This window comes from Hymenobacter norwichensis DSM 15439 (assembly GCF_000420705.1).
Taxonomy (GTDB): domain Bacteria; phylum Bacteroidota; class Bacteroidia; order Cytophagales; family Hymenobacteraceae; genus Hymenobacter; species Hymenobacter norwichensis.
In genome coordinates, this window is record NZ_ATVL01000011.1 from 139,213 (window position 1) to 158,299 (window position 19,087).

Genomic DNA, 19,087 nt, shown 5'->3' on the forward strand with positions numbered 1-19,087 from the left:
GTAAGTTACGGTTATGTCAACTTACTGCCGGGCTCCCCTCCCCTGCGCGCTGCTAAGAGGCCACCAGCTAAGCATTCAGCAAGCAAGGGCGCTGCTTTGACTGCAGAATGGCGCCTGCTCGTCTTTGGCTGGCGTCCAAGCTCAACCGGGCCGTTGTTTTTGGCGCGGATTGTTGTCACCTTGGCCGGCACTTGCCCCGAACGTATTGCCCTAGCCGGCCGTATGCCGGGCAGTAGGTAGCTCAATGGGGCTGCCTTTTCTCTGACTTCACTTCTTTATGGCATTCGAATTCAAACCCTACGCACCAGCTGCCGAATTCACCACGCAAGCGGCTTACTTCTCCATGGAATTCGCGCTGGATCAGGCGCTTAAAACCTACTCGGGTGGCCTGGGCTTCCTGGCCGGCTCGCACATGCGCTCCGCCTACGAGCTCAAGCAGAACCTGCTGGGCATCGGCATCCTGTGGAGCTTCGGCTACTACGACCAGGGCCGCAACGAGGACCAAACCATGCGCGCCGAGTTCACACAGAAAACGTATTCCTTCCTCGAAGACACGGGCCTTGTTTTCCCCATCACCATTCACGATGCCAACGTGTACGTGAAGGCGCTGTACCTGGCCCCCGACACGTTCGGTACGGCCCCGATGTTCTTCCTGACCACCGACATTCCCGAAAACGACTACATCTCGCGCACCATCTCGCACCACCTCTACGACGCCGACACGGCGGCCCGCGTGGCGCAAAGCATCCTGCTGGGTGTAGGCGGTGGCAAGCTGCTCGACTTGCTAAACGTACCCGTGGATGTATACCACCTCAACGAAGGCCACGGTCTGCCGCTGGCGTTCTACCTCTACGAAAAGCACGGCCGGAAGCTGGAAGAAGTGCAGAAGCGCTTGGTTTTCACCACCCACACCCCCGAGCTGGCCGGCAACGAGGAGCACCCCATGAAGCTGCTCTCCGATATGTCGTTTTTCGGGAAAGTACCGGCCGAGGAAATCACGCAGGTAGCCGGCGTGGAAAACGACCGGATGAACTACACGCTCACCGCGCTGCGCTTCTCGCGCCTCTCCAACGGCGTGAGCAAGGTACACGGCACCGTAGCCAACGAAATGTGGGGCAGCAACAAAGGCATTTGCCCCATTATTGCCATCACCAACGCCCAAAACGGCACTTACTGGCGCGACCAGCAGCTGCACGCCGCCCTCGAAGCCAACGACGACAAAGCCCTGCTGGCCCGCAAGCGCAAGCTGAAAAAGCAGCTCTTCGACATCGTGGCCGACCAGACCGGTACCCTCCTCGACCCCGAAGTACTGACCGTGGTGTGGGCCCGCCGCTTCGCCGGCTACAAGCGCGCCGACCTGATTCTGCGCCACTTCGAGCGGTTCCTGGAAATCATCAATAACTCCGAGCGGCCCGTGCAGGTTATCTGGGCCGGCAAGCCGTATCCGAAGGATTACGGCGCTATCGGCCTCTTCAACGACATCATCCGCAAGGTGAAGCCGCTCAATAACTGCGCCGTTCTGACCGGGTACGAGCTGTCGTTGTCGGGCTACCTGAAGCGTGGCTCGGATATCTGGCTGAACACGCCCCGCTACCCGCGCGAAGCCTCCGGCACCAGCGGCATGACGGCCGCTATGAACGGCTCCGTCAACCTAAGCATTGCCGACGGCTGGGTACCCGAATTTGCCCGCCACGGCGAAAACAGCTTCATCATCCCTCACACCGACCCCTATCAGCCCGACAACGTGAAGGACGACATCGAAGCCACCAGCCTACTCGATGTGCTCGAAAACGAAATTGTGCCGCTGTACTACGGTGAGCCCGCGAAGTACCTGGAAGTGGTGAAAACCGGTATGCGCGAAGTGGAGCCCGAATTCGAGTCGCACCGCATGGCTACTGAGTACTACAAAAACCTGTACAACGCGAAGTAGTTGATGCTAGAGAGTTAAAAAAGCTAGCCCCCTCCTTGAGAAAGGAGGGGGCTAGCTTTTTTAACTCTCTAAGTTTTTAACCGCTAGCACCTGTTCCAGTATCGCCCACACGTTATCGGCTAGAATCTTCTGGCCGGCGGCGTTAGGGTGTACCCCGTCGGGGAGGTTGAGGTGACGCTGGCCGAGGACGCCTTGCAGCAGGAAGGGCACGAACGGTAGGCTGTTGCGGTCGGCCAGGTCGCGGAATATGGCTTTGAACTCCTGGGCGTAGCGGGCCATCTGGTGCCCACCCAACGGGCCCAAATCAAATGGGAACTCCAACCCTACCAGCACCAAGCGGGCCTCTGGATATTTCAGCTTCACTTGGCTGATAATGTCCTGTAAGTTTTGGGTGGTTTCCCGCACCGGAATGCCGCGCAGACCGTCGTTGGCGCCTAGGGCCAGCACGAATACGTCTACGGGCTGGCGGTTTAGCACGCTCGGCAGCCGGAGCCGGCCACCGGCACTGGTTTCACCGCTTACGCCGTAGTTGAAGGTTTTGTAGGGTAAGGTAAGAGCGTTGATGCGCTGCTGAAGCAATGTGGGAAAAGCTGCGCTGGCGGGCAGTTGGTAGCCGGCCGTAAGGCTGTCACCAAAGAAAATTATGTTCTGCATTACAGAGGAAAACGGTGGAAAAGCTGGCGTGAAAGCAGCCAAGTAACTTCCTTAGTAAGACGATTGTAACCCCAAATTACTGGAAGCTAAGTAGTGCAAAGCCGGCGTAGAATGCACCCGAACACCACAAACAGGCGGGCGCCACTCACTAAAGCAAACGGCCAGAAAGCCCAGCTGGTTCCTATTCTTATTTGTTCACAGAACAACTACGGGCCTAGCTTCCTTGTGAAGCTAGGCCCGTAGTTGTTCTTGAAATTATAGGGTAATCAGTTAGTTAGCCGCTTACATGCGGGCGAAATGAGTGGTGGCCAGCCGGGCCCCTTCCTCGGTGCAAAGACCGCGCACGTAGTAGAAAAAGATGTTGCGGTACACGTCGGCTTGGTTGGTGTGGTCAGGTGGAAAAATATCCTCGTTGAGAATAAGACCGAATTGAGCTAACATGATACGAGCTATGAATGATGCGTTAAGGTCAGCCCGAAGCTGGCCCTCAATGATACCTTCCTGCAACAGGCGCGTAAGCAACGGGTACGAGTACTGCTCCAGAAAATCTTGCATGGTATCCCAAGCTTGCGGGTATTGCTCACGCATCACGTGATAATCGTAGTGTGGAGAACGACGTAGCTCTTGCAAGCTATGATGCAGTAACGCCAACAAACATTCGATGGGAGTGCCCAGGTTAGCAAATAGTTCGGCGTGCTCGTGCTGCTGGCGGGTGATGTTGCGCTGCACAACCTGTACAATCAACTCCTGCTTGGAGTTGAACTGGTTACGAAACTCAAGGTGAGTTAAATCGAGAGCTGCGGCAAGCTGCTCTTCGTGCACTATACCAAGCCCTACGGAAAGGAACAGCGAATTGGCTTTATCAAGTAATTGATGGAGTAATACTTGCTCCATATAGATAGGGTGGTTTTGGCCAGAAAAAATCACGCGTAGAACGCTCCCACCTACAGCAAATAGTATTCCGGAATAGCTTTATTTTTTAGTGGAGAAGTCCAAGTCCAAAAAAGAAAATAAGCTGGAGCATGTATACGAACGGCGCTAGGTCGTTGCGCTTGTCGAAATCGGTGCGGTTGAAGAACACTTGCAAGATTAATGACACGGCAAACCAGCCCTTAAAGTTCTGAAAAGGAATGACATCGAAACGCCACTGCCAAAAATCGTAGCGCACTGCCATGGGCTCTAGGCAAGCATCAAGGCCTACCATAAGTAACGTGGCTAGCACCGCTCGTCCGAAATTGGGAATTGGAAGGTAGCGCGCCAAAACGCCGGTGGTGTATGTCAGCATCAGCCAGTTCACTCCAATCATGAGAGGCACACTCAGCCACTGCACCCCTAGCGTGGGGCCGTATTTATAGAACCCAAACAATAATCCGGTTCTTACGCCAATCACTTCAATGAAGAAACCCACCGCCATAGTTACCAAGCAGAACCACACAAAGCTAGGTGTGTATTCCTTCTGGAAAGCCAGCAGCAGCCCCACGGTGAGCAACAAATTCAGGGGTACAAATTGCAGGTAGAAGCTGGGGTCTTCGGCAAAACCCAGCCCCACGAAACCCGTCACGTGGAATAACAGCAGGATGCCTTGCGCAATGCGCAGCCGCTTTTTATGTGCAGCCGCTTGCTCCATTGCCGGAGCCGGGTATTGTTGAGTTGGATCGGGCATGAAGAGGAATTAAAAATTAAAAATCAAGAATGAAAAGACTGTACCCGTGGCCTAGGCTACCGTGTTGTAGGTCTCATTCTTTTAATTTTTAATTCTGGATTTTTAGTTGATTAAACCGGATACGATGCGGGCGGAGAGCAAGCAAAGCGGAATACCGCCACCGGGGTGCACCGAACCGCCGCAAAAGTACAGTCCTTCCAGCTTACGCGAAAAATTAGGATGTCGCAGAAAAGCCGCCAGCATGTTGTTGCTGGAACTGCCGTACAGGGCCCCCCCAAACGACGACGTGCGCGCTGCAATGCCCGGCGGGTCCCACACGTGCTCGGCCCTAATCAGCGGTGCTACATCCTGCCCCAGCGCCTTACTCACGCGTGCCAGCACGGCGGCGCGGGTTTGGTTGATGAGAGCCGGCCAGTCCTGGCCTTGGTCGTGGGGTACGTTCACCATCACAAACCAGTTTTCGTGGCCGGCTGGGGCATCGTTGGGAGTGTGGCCGCTGGTGATGTTTACGTACACCGTCGGGTCGGAGCTGATAGTTTTCTGCTGGAAGATGGCCTCGAACTCCTGCTTGTAGTCTTGGGAGAAAAAGATGTTGTGCACGCCCAACTCCGAAAACCGATGAGCTACGCCCCAGTAAAAAATCAGGGCCGAGGAGGAGCGAGGCTGGCTGAGCGTACGCTCCGGCGCAGGCTGAGTAGGCAGCAGCTTGCGGTAGGTGGGCACCACGTCCATGTTGCTGATCACCAGTCCGAAGTCGTACACATCTTGAGCAGTGCGCACGCCGGTTACTTGCCCCGCCGCCGTCAGAATTTCCAGCACTGGCTCCTGGTAGCGGAACTCCACACCTAGCTCTTCGGCTAGCCTTACCAGGCTTTGGGCAATGGCATAGATGCCGCCTTCGGGGTAGAACGCGCCCAGCCCGTGCTCCAAGTGCGGAATCATGCTGAGCGTGGCGGGGGCTTGGTAGGGGTCGGAACCGTTATAGGTGGCAAATCGGTCGAAAAGCTGGACCAAGCGCGCATCACCGGGGAAGGCGGCTTGGTGGCGCTGGTGCATGGTTTCCAGCAGGCCTAGCTGGGGCGTAGCAGCCACGGCCTTCAGCACGTCGGGACTGAGGTAGGTGCTGGCCTTGTGCAGCGACTTTTGCAGGAACGTATCGGCGGTGGCGGAGTAAGCCTGGCGGCTGCGTTGCAAGAACGCCAGCACGTCGGCAGCCGGTACGTGCAGCTTGGTTTCCACTTCGGCGGCAAATTTCTCCTCGTCGGCCCAGGCAGTGAGGCGGGTGCCATCGGCGAAGAAGTACTGCGTAATTGGGTCGAGACGCTGGTAGCGGAAGTAGTCCTGCGGGTTGCGCCCGGCCAGCTCAAACAGCTCATCGACAAGGTGCGGCAGCGTAAACAACGACGGGCCTCCATCGAACCGGTAGCCGCCCGGCAGCTCCAGCTGGTGCATCTTGCCCCCAAAGCTTTCCTGGGCCTCAAATACCGTGACGTGGTGCCCGCGCACGGCCAGCCGCACCGCCGTAGCAATGCCGCCAATGCCGGCCCCCACAACGGCCACAGGTCGAGAAGCAGGAGAAACGTAGGTTTTTTTGCGCGCCACAGATCAAGCAGGAAGGTATACCGGTAGCTATAACTCGAAAACGTGCCTTATGGCTGCGGTTTCCAGATTAAAAAGTAAAGGCTCTGGGTTATAAACTGGGCTGTCCAGACCGGTAACAAGCAAGCCATTAAATGCATGCATATGCAGGACCCGGAAACTTTGTTGAAACACTATTAGCTTTCGACGCTGCGTATCCAGCACGGCAAGATGCTCTCTGATTCCGCCTAGCCTGGACGGCTGCCAACGCGGTAAAGCGACGCGTTGGCCTGTACCATTCCACACAGGCGGGCCTCCATAGCTACCAGGAAGTTGTACAGGTAAAGAGTTAGGCAGTACCCAGAAACATTCTCCATTCAGAGGGCTGCCCTGGCTAAATTCACCTAAAGAGTTGTACCGCAGACATTGTTGCCCGCTAGGAGCCATAAATTCGTTGGGGAAATTCCAAGGATCTGACAACAGCTTTCCTTTTTCCATACGGCATCTGGCAACCACCTACTCCACAGCCAGCACCAAGCCCTTCAGGTACTCGCCTTCGGGGTGGAACAGGCTGACGGGGTGGTCAGCGGGTTGGGTGAGGCGGTGCAGGATGCGGGCCGGGCGGCCGGCTTCGATGGCAGCGGCTAGTACCGCGCCCTCAAACAGCTCAGCCGAAACTACTTGCGAGCAACTGAACGTGAAGAGCAGCCCACCTGGCGCAATCTGCTTGATGCCGGCGGCATTCAGGCGCTTGTAGCCCATCAGGGCATTGTGGCGGGCCGAGAGGTGCTTGGCAAACGCCGGTGGGTCGAGCACAATGAGGTCGTACTGCTCTTGGCTGGACTTGAAGAAGCTGAATACATCTTCGGCATAGGCGGCGTGCTTGCTTTCCAGGCCGGTGAGGGCAGCGTTGCGCTCGGTCAGTTCGATGGCTTTTTTGCTGGAATCGACGGAATGCACCAACTCGGCGCCGGCTTGCAAGGCGTAAGAGCTGAAGCCGCCGGTATAGCAGAACGTGTTGAGCACCCGGCGGCCCGGAGCGTACCGGGCCAGCAAACTACGGTTGTCGCGCTGGTCGATGAAGAAGCCGGTTTTCTGCCCGGTTTCCCAATCTACTGCAAACGGGTGGCCGTTTTCCTGCACAATGTGCTCGGCGCCGCTGCTTTCCCCGAACAGGTAGCCGTTTTGCGCCCCTGGGGCAGCTTTAGCGGGTACGGTTTCAGCGCTTTTGTCGTAGATGGCCCGCAGACCCGGAATTACCGCCTGCAACGCAGCAGCAATAAGCGGCCGGGCTTTGTACATACCGGCGCTGTGGGCCTGCACCACTGCCACGTCGCCGTACACGTCAATGATGAGACCGGGCAAACCGTCGCCTTCGGCGTGCGTGAGGCGGTACACGTTGGTGCTGCCCGTGCCGGTAAGGCCCAGGCCTTGCCGGAGCTGGTAGGCGTTGCGCAGGCGGTTTTCCCAGAAGCTGGCTTCCGGCATTTGCACGGCGGGGCCGAAGTCGAGCATACGCACCGCAATGGAACCGGGGGCGTAGTGGCCCATGCCTAGCACCTCGCCGTTGGCAGCCTGCACCATCACTACTTCGCCCTCCACTACCTCGCCCTGCATCCGGGCAATGGCCCCCGAAAACACCCACGGGTGACGACGACGAAGGGACTGGTCTTTACCGGGCTTAAGCGTGACAGTAGCGGAACTCATAGCAGCGAAAATTCAAACGAAACGAGAAAGCCCAAAGGTACGCCAAAGCCATTTGGCGGGCTGCTGGTTCCATTGCTGAATTAGGATTGGCTGCCTGACGTTCAGCCCCACTCGCCTTAACCAAACGGGTCGAGGTAGGCAATGAGGATAGCCAGCGCCGATAGGCCGGCCAGAATAGCCCAGATAGGTCCGCCCCAAATTAGCAATCCAATCAGAGAAATAGGCAGTACAATCAAGCCCAGCACCCCGAATACCGTAGTACCCAGGCCAACTTCTTCCATTTGGTGGGGCCGGGCTGCCTGATGCATGCGTTGCGCCGCGCTACGGCTGGCAGTAGCTCTGGTAAGTTGCTGTCCTATCTTGTAAGCTACCACACGGCGTATCTGCCGAGCAGGCTGCAAGCTTGCTTGAACTGGTTTGCTGGCAGTAACTGGCGCCGCTGTAGCGGGAGTTGCCGCTGTTACTGCCACCAAAGCCGATATCATTACCGAGTCGGGTGCAACTTTGGTAGCTGCGTTGGATGTAGCGTACGAGGGTGCTGGCCGAAACTGGTAGGCTACTTGGGTGCTGTGGCAACTGGCGGCCAGTAGCAGAACTAGTACAGCAAGCGAAAGGCGGGTGAGGTGCCGCGACAGGCGGACAGAAGCAGGCGAAATACGCATGGGCAGAACCAGGGAGAGGCAGCAAGATACAGGCTTGTGTGAGCATATACGGTAGCCGCTTGCTTAGCGCTGCCTAGTTGCTCCACCTGGGCTGGCTATTGCGCTGTCACCTCTCCAAACCACTGTTGATAAATAGGCCGCCGCCACGCAAACTGCGCCCACATAATGGGCCACAGCAACCGGTCCAGTACGGTGGACGCAGTGTGGTATTCAATGTCCTCTACGATGTAGCAGCCACCATTGGGGGCGGGCTGCATCAGGTGGCGGTGCTGCCAGTAGCGCAACGGTGCGGGCAGCAACTGTCCCTCATCCACAAAGTAATACGTGCCATCAGGGGTAGTGCCGTGGTCGGTGATGAGCGAGTTCCAACGGGTGCTGAGTGGCCCCGCTCCCATCTGAATGTGCACCTCGTCGCCACGCTGGCAGCCATCAAAGCGCAACAGCTGAAACGGTGGAAACGGCGGAGCTAAGGCCAGAAACAGCTCCCGCGTGAAGCCCGCCCACACTTGGACGGGTGAAGCGGCTACGTGCGTGCGGAGGTAGAGGTGCATGCAGATAATACTGCTTATCCGCAGGGTTTGTTTGGCTTAGAACAATAACTGAAGTGTTGCTTACCCTCAGGACAAAAGGGCTTTTCAAGCAAGATAAATTAAGTATTCATTATTTTTAATTTTCATATAAATTTTTGTAATATGCTATGTCTCCTGCCGACACGCTGTTTAGTCATCATAGGCCGGAGCTAGTTGTATTCACCTCAACCTGTTTCTTATGAAAAAGTCCATTCACTTCTACCAGGGCTGCATAATTTTTGCAGGTGTAGCCGGTATTTTGACCAGCTGCTTGGTTAGTGAAAAAGATTCAAAAACTGCAAGGTTTTTGAAAGATCCTAAATATCCTGGAGGTATTATACTGCCTATTGAGACTAGAGAAGATAACGCAGCAATAAAATATCAGAAGAAGTATGATAATGGATTTAAGGCAGTAAATATTAGTATTTCTACCTTAAATAAATTTATTGAAAATTGTTCAGACTGTGATGCAATACGTATATACAGAACAATTGAGGATAATGAAATTGAATACGAAGGAGCAATTGGTATAGTAGTGGTTGGAACAAAAGAAGGTAAAGAAGTTTCAAAGCAAATGATGTTAAGCTATGATAGATGTCCACATAATTGTGATGATGAAAGTGTATTTTATAATAAATAATATTTTGTAAAATTAGGTATTTAAGATAAAAATGTGATGACTACATGAATGGAAAGCTGGATTAAAGTTATTCATCTTACTAGTAGAGTCTTGGAAGCAGCACCATTGCTTTTATTTCTCTTCTTGTTTGTAACAGGCCTTAGTACCCCAGCCAAATTTAAGTTGTTATATTTTTATGTTAGCATAGAGGCATTTTTGTATGTTGTTAAGATTTTTAGTAGATATATTTTTCATAATGATATATATGTGTACCATATATCTACATTTGTTTCGGTTGTCTTGTTATTAAAAATATATTATAAATTATTTTATGCAATTGATATATTAAAATGTATTTCAGTTGCGCTTTGGATATTTATTATTGTGTCTATTTTAGATGCTAGTTTATTCAACGGATTTTTCACCAATTTAAATATTTATGCACAAGCTTTCGGTGGTGTTATTCTGGTGGGAGTAGCGATACTTCATATAGTGCAGCTAAGTTGGGATAACTTTGCTTTGATGAAGCAACCAGAGTTCTTTTTTAGCGCAGCAATATTATTTTATTTCTCCTGCGCTATTGTTACATATGTATCATCAAATATAGTGTATAATTCAGGGTACGATACAGTAACTATAATTAAATTAGACCGGATTATCAGTGCCCCTGATGCCGTTCTTTACGCCGTGCATATGGGCCTGTTGGCTTGGATGTTTAGCTTCTTTCCATCAAGTGTCAACCCACTACGGGCTTTGCCGCGCTGGCTGCACTACAGCCGGTGGCACGCACGGCCCTATAAAGTGCTGTGGCAGCCACTTAATCTTCACCAGTCAACAGTCGCAAACTGAGCAAATCCATGCCCAACGCCCTGCTGCCGTTCCTGCTGATTGGCCCGGTACTGCTGCTGTTGGTGGCGGGAATAATAGTCATACTAGTACGGGAGCAGCGGCAGCGGCTGCACCAAGAGCGGGAAAAGCACCAGATACTGGCACAGCAGAACGAGCTGCTGGAGTGGCAGGTGCAGGAACGTACTGCTGACTTGCAACAGTCGTTGCTGCGCTTGCAGGCCACGCAGCGCCAACTGATTCAAAGCGAAAAGCTGGCTTCGTTGGGCGAGCTAACGGCCGGCGTCGCGCATGAAATTCAGAATCCGCTCAACTTCGTGATGAACTTTTCGGAAGTGAGTGTAGAGCTTGTTGACGAAGTGAAAGAAGAAGTTCTGAACAAGCTTCCGGAGCCAGAAAAAGCAGTAGCTACCGAACTGCTGACTTCTCTCGGAGACAATCTACACCGAATATTGCAGCACAGTCACCGCGCCGGAGCTATTGTTACGGGCATGCTGCTGCACGCACGAAATACCACCAGTGAGCGGCAGCCTACCGATTTGAATGCCTTGGTAGATCAGTATTTACGGCTGGCTTATCAAGGAATTAGAGCGAAAAACAAGAGCTTTAATACCGCTATTGTTAGCAACTTGACGGCGCAAATAGAGCCTATCAATGTAGCGGCGCAGGATATTGGGCGGGTGCTGCTCAATTTGTTCAACAATGCCTTTTATGCCCTGCAAAAACGCCAGCAACAACAAGATGCAGGTTACCAACCCGAGCTACGAGTTAGTACCCAGCTAATCAACAATCACTTTGAATTGCGGGTTTGGGATAATGGAATTGGTATTCCGCTATTAGCACAGGAGAAAATCTACCAGCCCTTTTTTACTACTAAGCCTACCGGTGAGGGGACTGGTCTTGGCTTATCTATTAGCTACGATATTGTTACGCAGGGCCACGATGGTACGCTTACATTTGAAACCAAGGAGGGCGAATACACTGAGTTTGTAATGCGGCTGCCGCTGTAATGCTTCTACCTTGCCTCCATTTATATGTTGTTGGGTAACTACTACTTCGGCATGAACCAGTGCAGGTAGCCGCAGTTGTCGCACTCGTAGCAGATGGCAATGGGGTCGGCCCAGTCGGAAGTGAACAGCCCGGCGCGGTCCAGCTTTGCCTCGTTGCGGTGGAAGCTCTGGTGACCACAAATAACACATTGCAGCGCGTGACCTTTGATTTCCACCCGTACGGGTTCCGGCGCGTCAAATAAACCCATGAGTATGAATTAGTGCTACCACCGGAGCAGTAGGCAGTGAAACGGATATAGCTTACTTCAGTAGTTCCTCGATATCCTCCTTGGTGAGGCTTTTGATGATGGCCTCGTCGGTGGTTATTAGGTCCGTGACGAGTTGAATTTTTTTGTGCTGAAGCGCCAGGATTTTCTCTTCCACGGTGCCCTTGGTGATGAACTTGTAGGTGAACACCGTGCGCTCCTGCCCGATGCGGTGGGCGCGGTCAACGGCCTGCGCTTCCACAGCGGGGTTCCACCACGGGTCCAGAATGAACACGTAGTCGGCGGCGGTGAGGTTGAGGCCCACGCCCCCCGCTTTCAGGCTGATGAGGAACACCCGGAGGTCTTCGGTTTCCTGGAAGTGGTTCACCACCTTGTGCCGGTCTCGGGTGTTGCCATCTAGGTAGGCGTACTCAATCTGCCGCTCATCCAGAGAGGCCCGCACAATATCCAAGTGTTTTACGAACTGGCTGAACACAAGCACTTTGTGGCCTTCGGATACCACGCTCTTAATCATCCGAATTATCTCGCGCAGCTTGCCCGACTCGTGCTCGTAGTCCTCGTGGGCCATGCGCGGGTGGTTGGCAATCTGGCGGAGCTTGGTGAGGCCTTGCAACAGCATGAACTGGGTGCTGGCCGTGCCGTGCTCCTCGATGTTTTGCAGAATCTTGTTGCGGTAGTAGCTCTTGGTTTCCTCGTAGCAATGCTGCTGCTCCTCGGTCATGGGGCAGTAGCTGAGGTGCTCGATTTTATCGGGCAACTCGCGAGCCACCTGGGCCTTGTGGCGGCGCAGAATGAACGGCTTGATAAGGGCGTGCAGCTTACGGGTTTTGCCTTCATCCTTGCCCTTCTCAATGGGCTTAAGAAACTCCTTGCGGAAAAATGCCTGGGTGCCTAGCAAGCCCGGATTGATGAACGACATCTGCGACCATAAATCCATGGTGCTGTTTTCCACCGGCGTACCCGTCAGGATGAGGCGGTAGCGCGACACCAGCCCCCGCACCGCGTGCGACGTGGTGGAGCTAGGGTTCTTGATAGCCTGCGACTCATCCAGAATCACATAGTCGAACTTGTAGGTTTTCAGCAGCTCGGCATCGAGCCGCACAATGCCGTAGCTGGTCAGCACCACGTCGTAGTCAGCAAACTGCGCTACGTTTTTGTCGCGGTAGGTGCCCGTGTACGTCAGGATACGCAAGCCCGGCGTGAACTTCTGGGCCTCGCTCAACCAGTTGTAAACCAGAGAGGTAGGCATGGCTAGCAACGAGGCCGCACCACCTGCTTCGCCGCTTTCCTTGCGGTGCAGCAGCAGCGCCAGCGTCTGAATGGTTTTGCCCAGGCCCATATCATCGGCAAGGCAGCCGCCGAAGTGGTAGTCCTTCACGAAGTGCAGCCAGTTGTAGCCGGCCTTCTGGTAGGGCCGCAACTCGCCTCGGAAACCGGCTGGCATCGGCTGGTCTTCCACCGTCTCGAAGCCGCGCAGCTTTTCCAGCTTGTGGCTCATTACTACGGTAGCCAGGTTGCCGTTTTGCAGGTCTGACACCAGGGCCAAATGGTGCTTGCGTAGCTTCAGCTCGTGCTCGTGCTCCTCGGCAAACGCAAACAGCTCCAGGTACTGCGTAAACCACTCTTCCGGAATGATGGCAATCTGGCCGTTGGGCAGGCGGTACTCGTGGCGACGCTGCAAAATGTAGGGCCGCAGCTTGATGAACGGAATTTCGAACTCGCCGAAGCGCACCGTACCGCGCACATCAAACCAGTCGTTGGCCTCGGAAATGCCCACTTCCACGGTTACTGCCCCAATGAAATAGTCTTTGCCCGAGGTGCTGCCTTGTTGCACTGTGAAACCCAACCGGGCCAGCTCGTCGGAGTGGTGGTGCAGCCAGCGGAAGGCCGTGGCTTTTTCCAGCACGGCGCGGCCGTTGCGCACTTCCAGCGCCCGGTCGGCCAGCTCCTGAATGATTTCCTGCTCCCGGTCGAGGTTGCGCACCAGCCGGTGGAAAATGTAGTTGTCTTCCTTCTTCTCCAGCTGCACCCACACGCGTTTGTCGTGGCCGTTGTGCACGGTGTAATTGCCGTAGCGAAACGAGAGGTCGAAGTGGATGTGGTCGGATATGGCCGGCAGGGTAGCTACGGCTGCGCCCACAGCAGCTGTGGCGCGGGGCCGGCCCGGCGCGGGGCGGCGGCGCTCTTCTTCCACTACCACCTTGGCAGTGGGGGCATCAGAGAAGGTAAGCTGGGGCCGGGCCACGTAGCGCTCCGAGCGAATGTCGAAGCCGCGCGCATGTACATCAAACGATTCCACAAGCGGCGCCACAAAGCGCTGGAAGTAGCTTTCCTCCACCTGCCGCGGAATCACAATGAACTTCTTGTTGAGAAACGGCCGCAGCTTTTTGCCGTCCACGTCGTGCCGGAAGTAATACAGCACGTCATTGAGGAGCAGCCAAGCCGGGTGCTCGCACACGATTACCGCGTTTTTGTACTGAAAATCAAGCTTCTGTCCCTGATACTGGATGGTAGGGAAATAATGGGTATTGTCGTCGTTGCGGCGGAAGTGGAACAGGATAGATGCTGCCTCCGCGGCCAGCCCGATTTCGTGCCAAGTCGGCTCGCCGTCCTTGCCCATGATAAACACCTGCTTGCCATGCAACCGACTCAGAATCTGGCCCATGCGCTCCTGCACGTAGCGGCAGATTTCGTCCTGCAATGGTTTGTCGCCTTTGTCGGGGTCATAGGTTTTGAAGAAGAAATCGGCGGGCGTGGTTTTCTTGGCTGAAAACTCCTTGATAACTGCGTCCTGCTGAATCTGGTCGGTAAGGGTAATCAACTCGAAGTCCACGGTATCGAGGCCGTCGGCAAACTCGGGGGCGTTTTTGCCGGAAACCGTCTGGTGCTGAAGCGTCAGTTGGCCTTTAGCGTTACGCTGAACTACATATGATTCAAACAGATAGCCTAGGTACTCGTGCTCTAGCAGCGAATAAACAATCTGGAAAGGCTGAGAAGTAGAAACCTTCATAAAAACTCGGATAGACTCAATTCAAACGTTAAAAGTAAGTACTGCTAATAAATATTATGGTTTAAAGTCAGGAATAAAATCAAATGCCGAAATGATATAACTATTTCGGTGAAAAGTAGATACAGGTTTGCACCTCTGCCTAAGCAGGAGCGCTTAAGGTTGAGTTAGAAGAGGTTCTAGAGATTCTCGCGCACGTCAATGGTGGCCGCGTTGAGAGCTGGCCGGACGGAAACGATAAGCGTGATGACGATGATGGCTAGCCCCGTCAGCACGAGGTCGGAGAACTGCATCTTCACCGGGTACGAATCCACGACGCTGGTAGCCATACCCATGCTCACGATGTGGAAGGTCTGCTGAGCCCAGCAGATGGCAACGCCCAACGCCAAGCCTGTAAAGGCCCCCACGAAAGCCACAATGGCGCCTTCGAGCAGAAAAATGCGCCGGATGTTGCGCGGCGTAGCGCCCATAGCCAGTAAGATGGCCACGTCTTTGCGCTTATCGATAACCAGCATCGAGAGCGAGAAGAAGATATTGAGCGAGGCAATCAGCAGAATGAATGCGAAGGTGATGAACACAAACATTTTCTCCACCTTGATGGCCTTCAGCAAGCTCACGTGCTGCTCGTCGGAGTCGAGGACCTTGAACTTGGCGCCGAGCTGCTTTTTCACAGCGGCTTTCACTTCCTGAATGTCGTGCTCGTCGCCTACGTTCACTTCCAGCGCGGTGCGGCGGTTGCCGTAGCTGAGCAGACTTTGGGCAAATTCCAGCGGCACAAAAACGTAGCTGTCGTCCATGTGCTGCTCAATCAGAAACACGCCGCCGGCTAGGATGCTTTGCTCATTGAAGGCCGTTTCGGGATTCATCGACAGCGTTTTGCGGCCGGTGTTGCGCGGGTACAGCAAGTGCAGCGGCGCGAACCGATTATTGAGGGCAATGCTTAGCTCGTGCTGCACCCCAGCCCCCAGCAGTGCATACGGCTCATTGCCGCCGCGCAGCAACCGATGGTCGCCTTCCACAATGGCCGAATCGATGCGGCTTTGAGTGTAGTAGTTTTCCGACACGCCCTTCATTTTCACCACCATCTGGCGGTCGTGGTATTGCAGCAGAGCGTTGTCTTCAATCACCTCGGTCAGCAGCCCCACGCCTTGCAGGCGGCGCAGGTTGTCCAGCATCAGCGTGTTCACCGGGAACGACTTGCCCTGCACGGCCGTCACCAGCAAATCGGGGTCCGATTTGCCGTAGAGCGTGCGCACGAGGTCCTCAAGCCCGTTGAAAACCGATAGCACAATGACCAGCGCCATCGTTCCCACCGCCACGCCAATCATGGAGATGTTGGAAATGATGCTGATAATGTTGCGCTTCTTCTTCGAGAGAAAATAACGCCGGGCAATGAGCAGGGGTACGTCCATGCGGGGCGTGCGGGGTGGGCTTAACGAATTGATTGTAAGAGAATAACACGCTTGCTAGCCTGCTAATAGCCCCTAAAAGTCGATTCTGTTTGCTATAACTAGAACGTATAGAGAGCCAAAAGAAGGCCTAAGAAGCAAAACAAGATACGCCGCCGGGCGCAAAAAGGTCTACTTCCAGGCTTTCACAATTAGGCCGGTGCCGGAGTCGTGCTTGGTGTTGGCATCGAGCCAGTTTAGTAGCAGGCAGAACGGGAACGTAACCAAGTAGTAGAACGGCAGCAAAATGAAGAACAGCTTGGATTTGCCCAGCATCAGAATGGGGTACTTCATGCTCAGGCGCCACGAAATCTGGCCTGGCTCACCGTAGCTGTACTGGGCCTCAATCCGCTCGAAGCCGGCGGTGCGTAGCTTCTGCTGAATCTCGTGGATGTTGTAGCCGTCGCGTACGTGCTCCTCAATAAAGCTGGTTTCACCGTCGGAATGCACATCGGAGCCGCCTTGGTCGGAGGGGGTGGAGATAAGCAACATGCCGCCGTCCTTGAGCGAGGCGTGCACGTTGCGGAATACTTCCACGTCTTCTAGAATGTGCTCCATTACGTCCACCGACAACGCCATATCGAAGGTGTTAGGCTCCTGATACAGCACCAGGTCCTGCACTGCAAACTGCACGTTGGTCCGCCCGATTTCACGGAAGAACTTGTTGGAGTCGGCAATCTGCTCGTCCTTCACATCCACGGCCAGAATGTGCCACTTCTCACTCAATCCCGACAGCCAGTAAGTGTACTGCCCGTAGCCGGAGCCGGCATCCAAGATGTTCACTGGCTCGTTGGTGCGGCCCTTGGCCCATTGGCGCAATTCCCGGTGTACGTGCCAAGTGCGCAATAACAGCAAATCGAGCAGGTGGTAGAACAGGCGCCGCAGCAGCGGAGTGCGGTTGAAGACCTCGCCCAAAGAGCGTTTTATCGGGTCGTAATGCAAGGTGTTTGGTGAATTTGTGAAGTTGAGAAGTTGTGAAAAGTAAGAAGAATGAATAGTTGTACCCATAAGGTCACAACTTCATACTTCCACAACTTCACCTTTACTCACTGTCGTCTTTGAAAAGCCGGGGGCGTTTGGGCGCTTCAGCGTCGGGCTGGTCGTCGGTGTCAGGCTCGGCGGCCGGAATATCGAGCTTGCCCAATACTTCGTCCATCTTGGCAGCATACGCGGCCGAATCGTCGAGGAAGAACACCAGGTCCGGCACGATACGCAGGGTCTGGCGGACGCGCTTGGCCAAGGCCTGCCGGATGAGTTTCTGATTGTCGTGCACCATGTCCAGCATTTCCTGGCCGCTGCCTTCACGCATGAGCAACTGGCTCAGGTACACGCGGGCTACCCCCAAGTCGGGCGATACACGTACGCCCACAATGCCCGGCGCGAGGCCCGGAAACAGGTGCGGCAGGTCGCGCTGAAACACGGTGGCCAGTTCCTGCTGTAACAGGCTCGATACTTTTTGCTGTCGTTTGCTTTCCATAAGAGTTGACAAAGATAGGAACTTAGGGGCTTAGGGTCTTGGGTAGGTGGTTTTTTGCAACTCACAGTTGGGCCGGTAACTATGAAGTCCAGCTGGAGCCAACTGGCCCACTGGAAACCACTACCCTCTTGAACGTACCTTTACCCAGCAAAGGCCTAGCCTTTCCAAGCTTCCTCAAGATTCTAAGACTTCTGCCTTCACTTGCTTCAATTTTTTAAAAGTCCGCTGCCCACGCGCCTGATTGTGCTGCTGCTACTGGTGTTGGCTGTCCGCCTGCCGTTACTGTGGCTAGGGGTACCGCTTACCATGGCGGAGTTGCGAGCCATGCTGGTAGGTGAGCGGCTGCACGCCGGCGCGCTGCCCTACCGCGACCTGTACGACGCCACCGCTCCGCTGGCGGCCGTGCTGTTTGCTGCGCTGGATTTGGTGGCTTCCCGCCCGCTGTGGCTGTACCGGATGCTGGCTTTCGCGCTGCTGCTTATTCAGGCGCTGCGCCTCAATTTCGTGCTCAACCGCGCCGACGTGCACCCCGAGCGTGGATACGTGGCCGCTCTTACTTACCTGGTGCTTGCCAGCGCCACCACCGACCTCGATACCTTGTCGCCGCTGCTGCTGGGGCACACGTTTATCATCCTGGGGCTCAGCGCTATGCTGCCCACCTCGCGGGAGGGCTACGACAACCGGCGGCTGTTTCGGGCGGGGTTTCTGGTGGGCGTGGCGGCGCTGTGCTACATGCCGCTGGCGCTGTTTCTGCTGGTAGGCTTGTTTGCCGTTATTGTATTCGCCGCCAATTCATTTCGGAGCTTTTTGCTGCTGCTGTGCGGCTTTGGATTTCCGTATGCGGTGGTGGCTACCTTCTTTCTGTACAGCGACGCGCTGCCTGCTTTCCGGCAGCTGCACCTGGTGCCTACACTGAGCGGCCTAGTAATGGGGGCCGACGGGCTGCCGCTGCCGCTCCAATGGAAGCTGTTGATACTACCGGGCGCAGTGCTGCTGCTGGCCTTGGCCCGCTCGTTCACTACCGCGCTGGGGCTGGTTTTCCAAGTGAAGTTTCAGCAGCTGATGTTGGTGTGGCTGCTAGTGGCGGCGCTGATGATGGCCGTTGGCCGCGGCACAGCGCCCGGCTCGATTGGTTTGCTGCTGCCGCCCATCACTTACTTTAGCTTGTTTCTGTGGCAGAAAGGCCCGCGCATGTGGGTGGTAGAAGTGCTGTTTCTGGTGCTGCTGGGGAGCGTGGCCGGGCTGCGCTACCGTGAGCTGCTGCACCTCGAAGACCCGTTGCGGTTCCCCGCTGAGGCGCGCTACGCCGTGCAGCCTAGTGCCCGCTATGCCAGCGTGAAGGGACAGCGCCTGCTGGTGCTCGGGGATGATATGCGGCCCTACCTCAACAATTCCGTCGGGACGCCCTACTTGGATTGGCGGCTGGCCCAGACCGATTTTAGCCGTTTGAGTCAGTATGCCGGCGTCTATCGGCTCGCCCGCAACCTATCAGAAGCACCGCCCACAATGGTCATCGACCAAACCAACCGCTGGGTGGAACTGCAATACAAAGTACCCGCCATCTTCGGCCGTTACCAACCCACCGCTACGCCGCGGGTATATGAGTTGAAATGAGAATTAATTGTTGAAGGGCTGCTTGTGGAATCGTTAG

Annotated in this window: 18 protein-coding genes; 5 read left to right on the forward strand and 13 right to left on the reverse strand. The window is 54.9% G+C overall.

The features are described 5' to 3' along the window. Window positions 1-277: 277 nt before the first annotated feature. A complete protein-coding gene (gene glgP, locus G536_RS0121225; RefSeq protein WP_022825617.1) occupies window positions 278-1,930 on the forward strand; it encodes an alpha-glucan family phosphorylase in 1,653 nt (550 codons plus the stop codon). Window positions 1,931-1,990: 60 nt separating this feature from the next. Here glgP and G536_RS0121230 read toward each other — a convergent pair whose 3' ends face one another. From G536_RS0121230 to G536_RS0121260, 8 genes are all read right to left on the reverse strand, one after another. Further along, on the reverse strand, window positions 1,991-2,584 hold the full coding sequence (locus G536_RS0121230) for an arylesterase (RefSeq protein ID WP_022825618.1): 594 nt from the start codon (window positions 2,582-2,584) through the stop codon (window positions 1,991-1,993). 282 nt (window positions 2,585-2,866) lie between these two features. Then, window positions 2,867-3,478 carry a hypothetical protein gene (locus tag G536_RS31075; protein ID WP_157530827.1) on the reverse strand — a complete coding sequence of 204 codons (612 nt, stop codon included), beginning with the start codon at window positions 3,476-3,478 and terminating at the stop codon, window positions 2,867-2,869. 85 nt (window positions 3,479-3,563) lie between these two features. Beyond that, window positions 3,564-4,247 (reverse strand): carotenoid biosynthesis protein, encoded by a 684-nt coding sequence (locus G536_RS0121240; RefSeq protein ID WP_084708764.1) that lies wholly within the window; start codon window positions 4,245-4,247, stop codon window positions 3,564-3,566. Window positions 4,248-4,349: 102 nt separating this feature from the next. Continuing rightward, window positions 4,350-5,849 carry a 1-hydroxycarotenoid 3,4-desaturase CrtD gene (gene crtD / locus G536_RS0121245; RefSeq protein WP_245575872.1) on the reverse strand — a complete coding sequence of 500 codons (1,500 nt, stop codon included), beginning with the start codon at window positions 5,847-5,849 and terminating at the stop codon, window positions 4,350-4,352. A gap of 27 nt (window positions 5,850-5,876) precedes the next feature. Continuing rightward, complete coding sequence (locus G536_RS32315) at window positions 5,877-6,323, reverse strand: hypothetical protein (protein WP_157530829.1); 447 nt, start codon at window positions 6,321-6,323, stop codon at window positions 5,877-5,879. Window positions 6,324-6,341: 18 nt separating this feature from the next. Beyond that, entirely contained in the window at window positions 6,342-7,532 is a 1,191-nt protein-coding gene (locus G536_RS0121250; protein ID WP_026880452.1) for a class I SAM-dependent rRNA methyltransferase, read from the reverse strand. A gap of 116 nt (window positions 7,533-7,648) precedes the next feature. Further along, a complete protein-coding gene (locus G536_RS0121255) occupies window positions 7,649-8,194 on the reverse strand; it encodes a hypothetical protein (RefSeq protein WP_022825623.1) in 546 nt (181 codons plus the stop codon). Window positions 8,195-8,289: 95 nt separating this feature from the next. Beyond that, window positions 8,290-8,745 (reverse strand): SRPBCC family protein, encoded by a 456-nt coding sequence (locus tag G536_RS0121260; RefSeq protein ID WP_022825624.1) that lies wholly within the window; start codon window positions 8,743-8,745, stop codon window positions 8,290-8,292. 217 nt (window positions 8,746-8,962) lie between these two features. Here G536_RS0121260 and G536_RS0121265 point away from each other — a divergent pair, with 217 nt between their 5' ends. From G536_RS0121265 to G536_RS0121275, 3 genes are read left to right on the forward strand one after another with little or no spacing between them, the layout of a single operon-like run. Further along, window positions 8,963-9,403: a hypothetical protein gene (locus G536_RS0121265; protein WP_022825625.1), complete on the forward strand. Its 441-nt coding sequence runs from the start codon at window positions 8,963-8,965 to the stop codon at window positions 9,401-9,403. Between the two features lie 48 nt (window positions 9,404-9,451). Continuing rightward, window positions 9,452-10,231, forward strand: coding sequence for a hypothetical protein (locus tag G536_RS0121270; protein WP_157530831.1), 780 nt, complete (start codon window positions 9,452-9,454; stop codon window positions 10,229-10,231). Window positions 10,232-10,239: 8 nt separating this feature from the next. Beyond that, window positions 10,240-11,238 carry a sensor histidine kinase gene (locus tag G536_RS0121275; protein WP_026880454.1) on the forward strand — a complete coding sequence of 333 codons (999 nt, stop codon included), beginning with the start codon at window positions 10,240-10,242 and terminating at the stop codon, window positions 11,236-11,238. Window positions 11,239-11,279: 41 nt separating this feature from the next. Here G536_RS0121275 and G536_RS29280 read toward each other — a convergent pair whose 3' ends face one another. From G536_RS29280 to rbfA, 5 genes are all read right to left on the reverse strand, one after another. Next, complete coding sequence (locus tag G536_RS29280) at window positions 11,280-11,486, reverse strand: hypothetical protein (protein WP_022825626.1); 207 nt, start codon at window positions 11,484-11,486, stop codon at window positions 11,280-11,282. A gap of 52 nt (window positions 11,487-11,538) precedes the next feature. After that, on the reverse strand, window positions 11,539-14,514 hold the full coding sequence (locus G536_RS0121285) for a DEAD/DEAH box helicase (RefSeq protein WP_022825627.1): 2,976 nt from the start codon (window positions 14,512-14,514) through the stop codon (window positions 11,539-11,541). Window positions 14,515-14,690: 176 nt separating this feature from the next. After that, window positions 14,691-15,923, reverse strand: a complete 1,233-nt coding sequence (locus G536_RS0121290; protein ID WP_022825628.1) for an FtsX-like permease family protein — start codon at window positions 15,921-15,923, stop codon at window positions 14,691-14,693. Between the two features lie 168 nt (window positions 15,924-16,091). Beyond that, window positions 16,092-16,901, reverse strand: coding sequence for a class I SAM-dependent methyltransferase (locus G536_RS0121295; protein ID WP_022825629.1), 810 nt, complete (start codon window positions 16,899-16,901; stop codon window positions 16,092-16,094). A gap of 100 nt (window positions 16,902-17,001) precedes the next feature. After that, a complete protein-coding gene (gene rbfA, locus G536_RS0121300) occupies window positions 17,002-17,436 on the reverse strand; it encodes a 30S ribosome-binding factor RbfA (protein WP_022825630.1) in 435 nt (144 codons plus the stop codon). Between the two features lie 201 nt (window positions 17,437-17,637). On the opposite strand from rbfA, the gene G536_RS0121305 reads away from it, so the two are divergent. Beyond that, window positions 17,638-19,050, forward strand: coding sequence for a hypothetical protein (locus tag G536_RS0121305; protein ID WP_022825631.1), 1,413 nt, complete (start codon window positions 17,638-17,640; stop codon window positions 19,048-19,050). Window positions 19,051-19,087 lie beyond the last annotated feature (37 nt).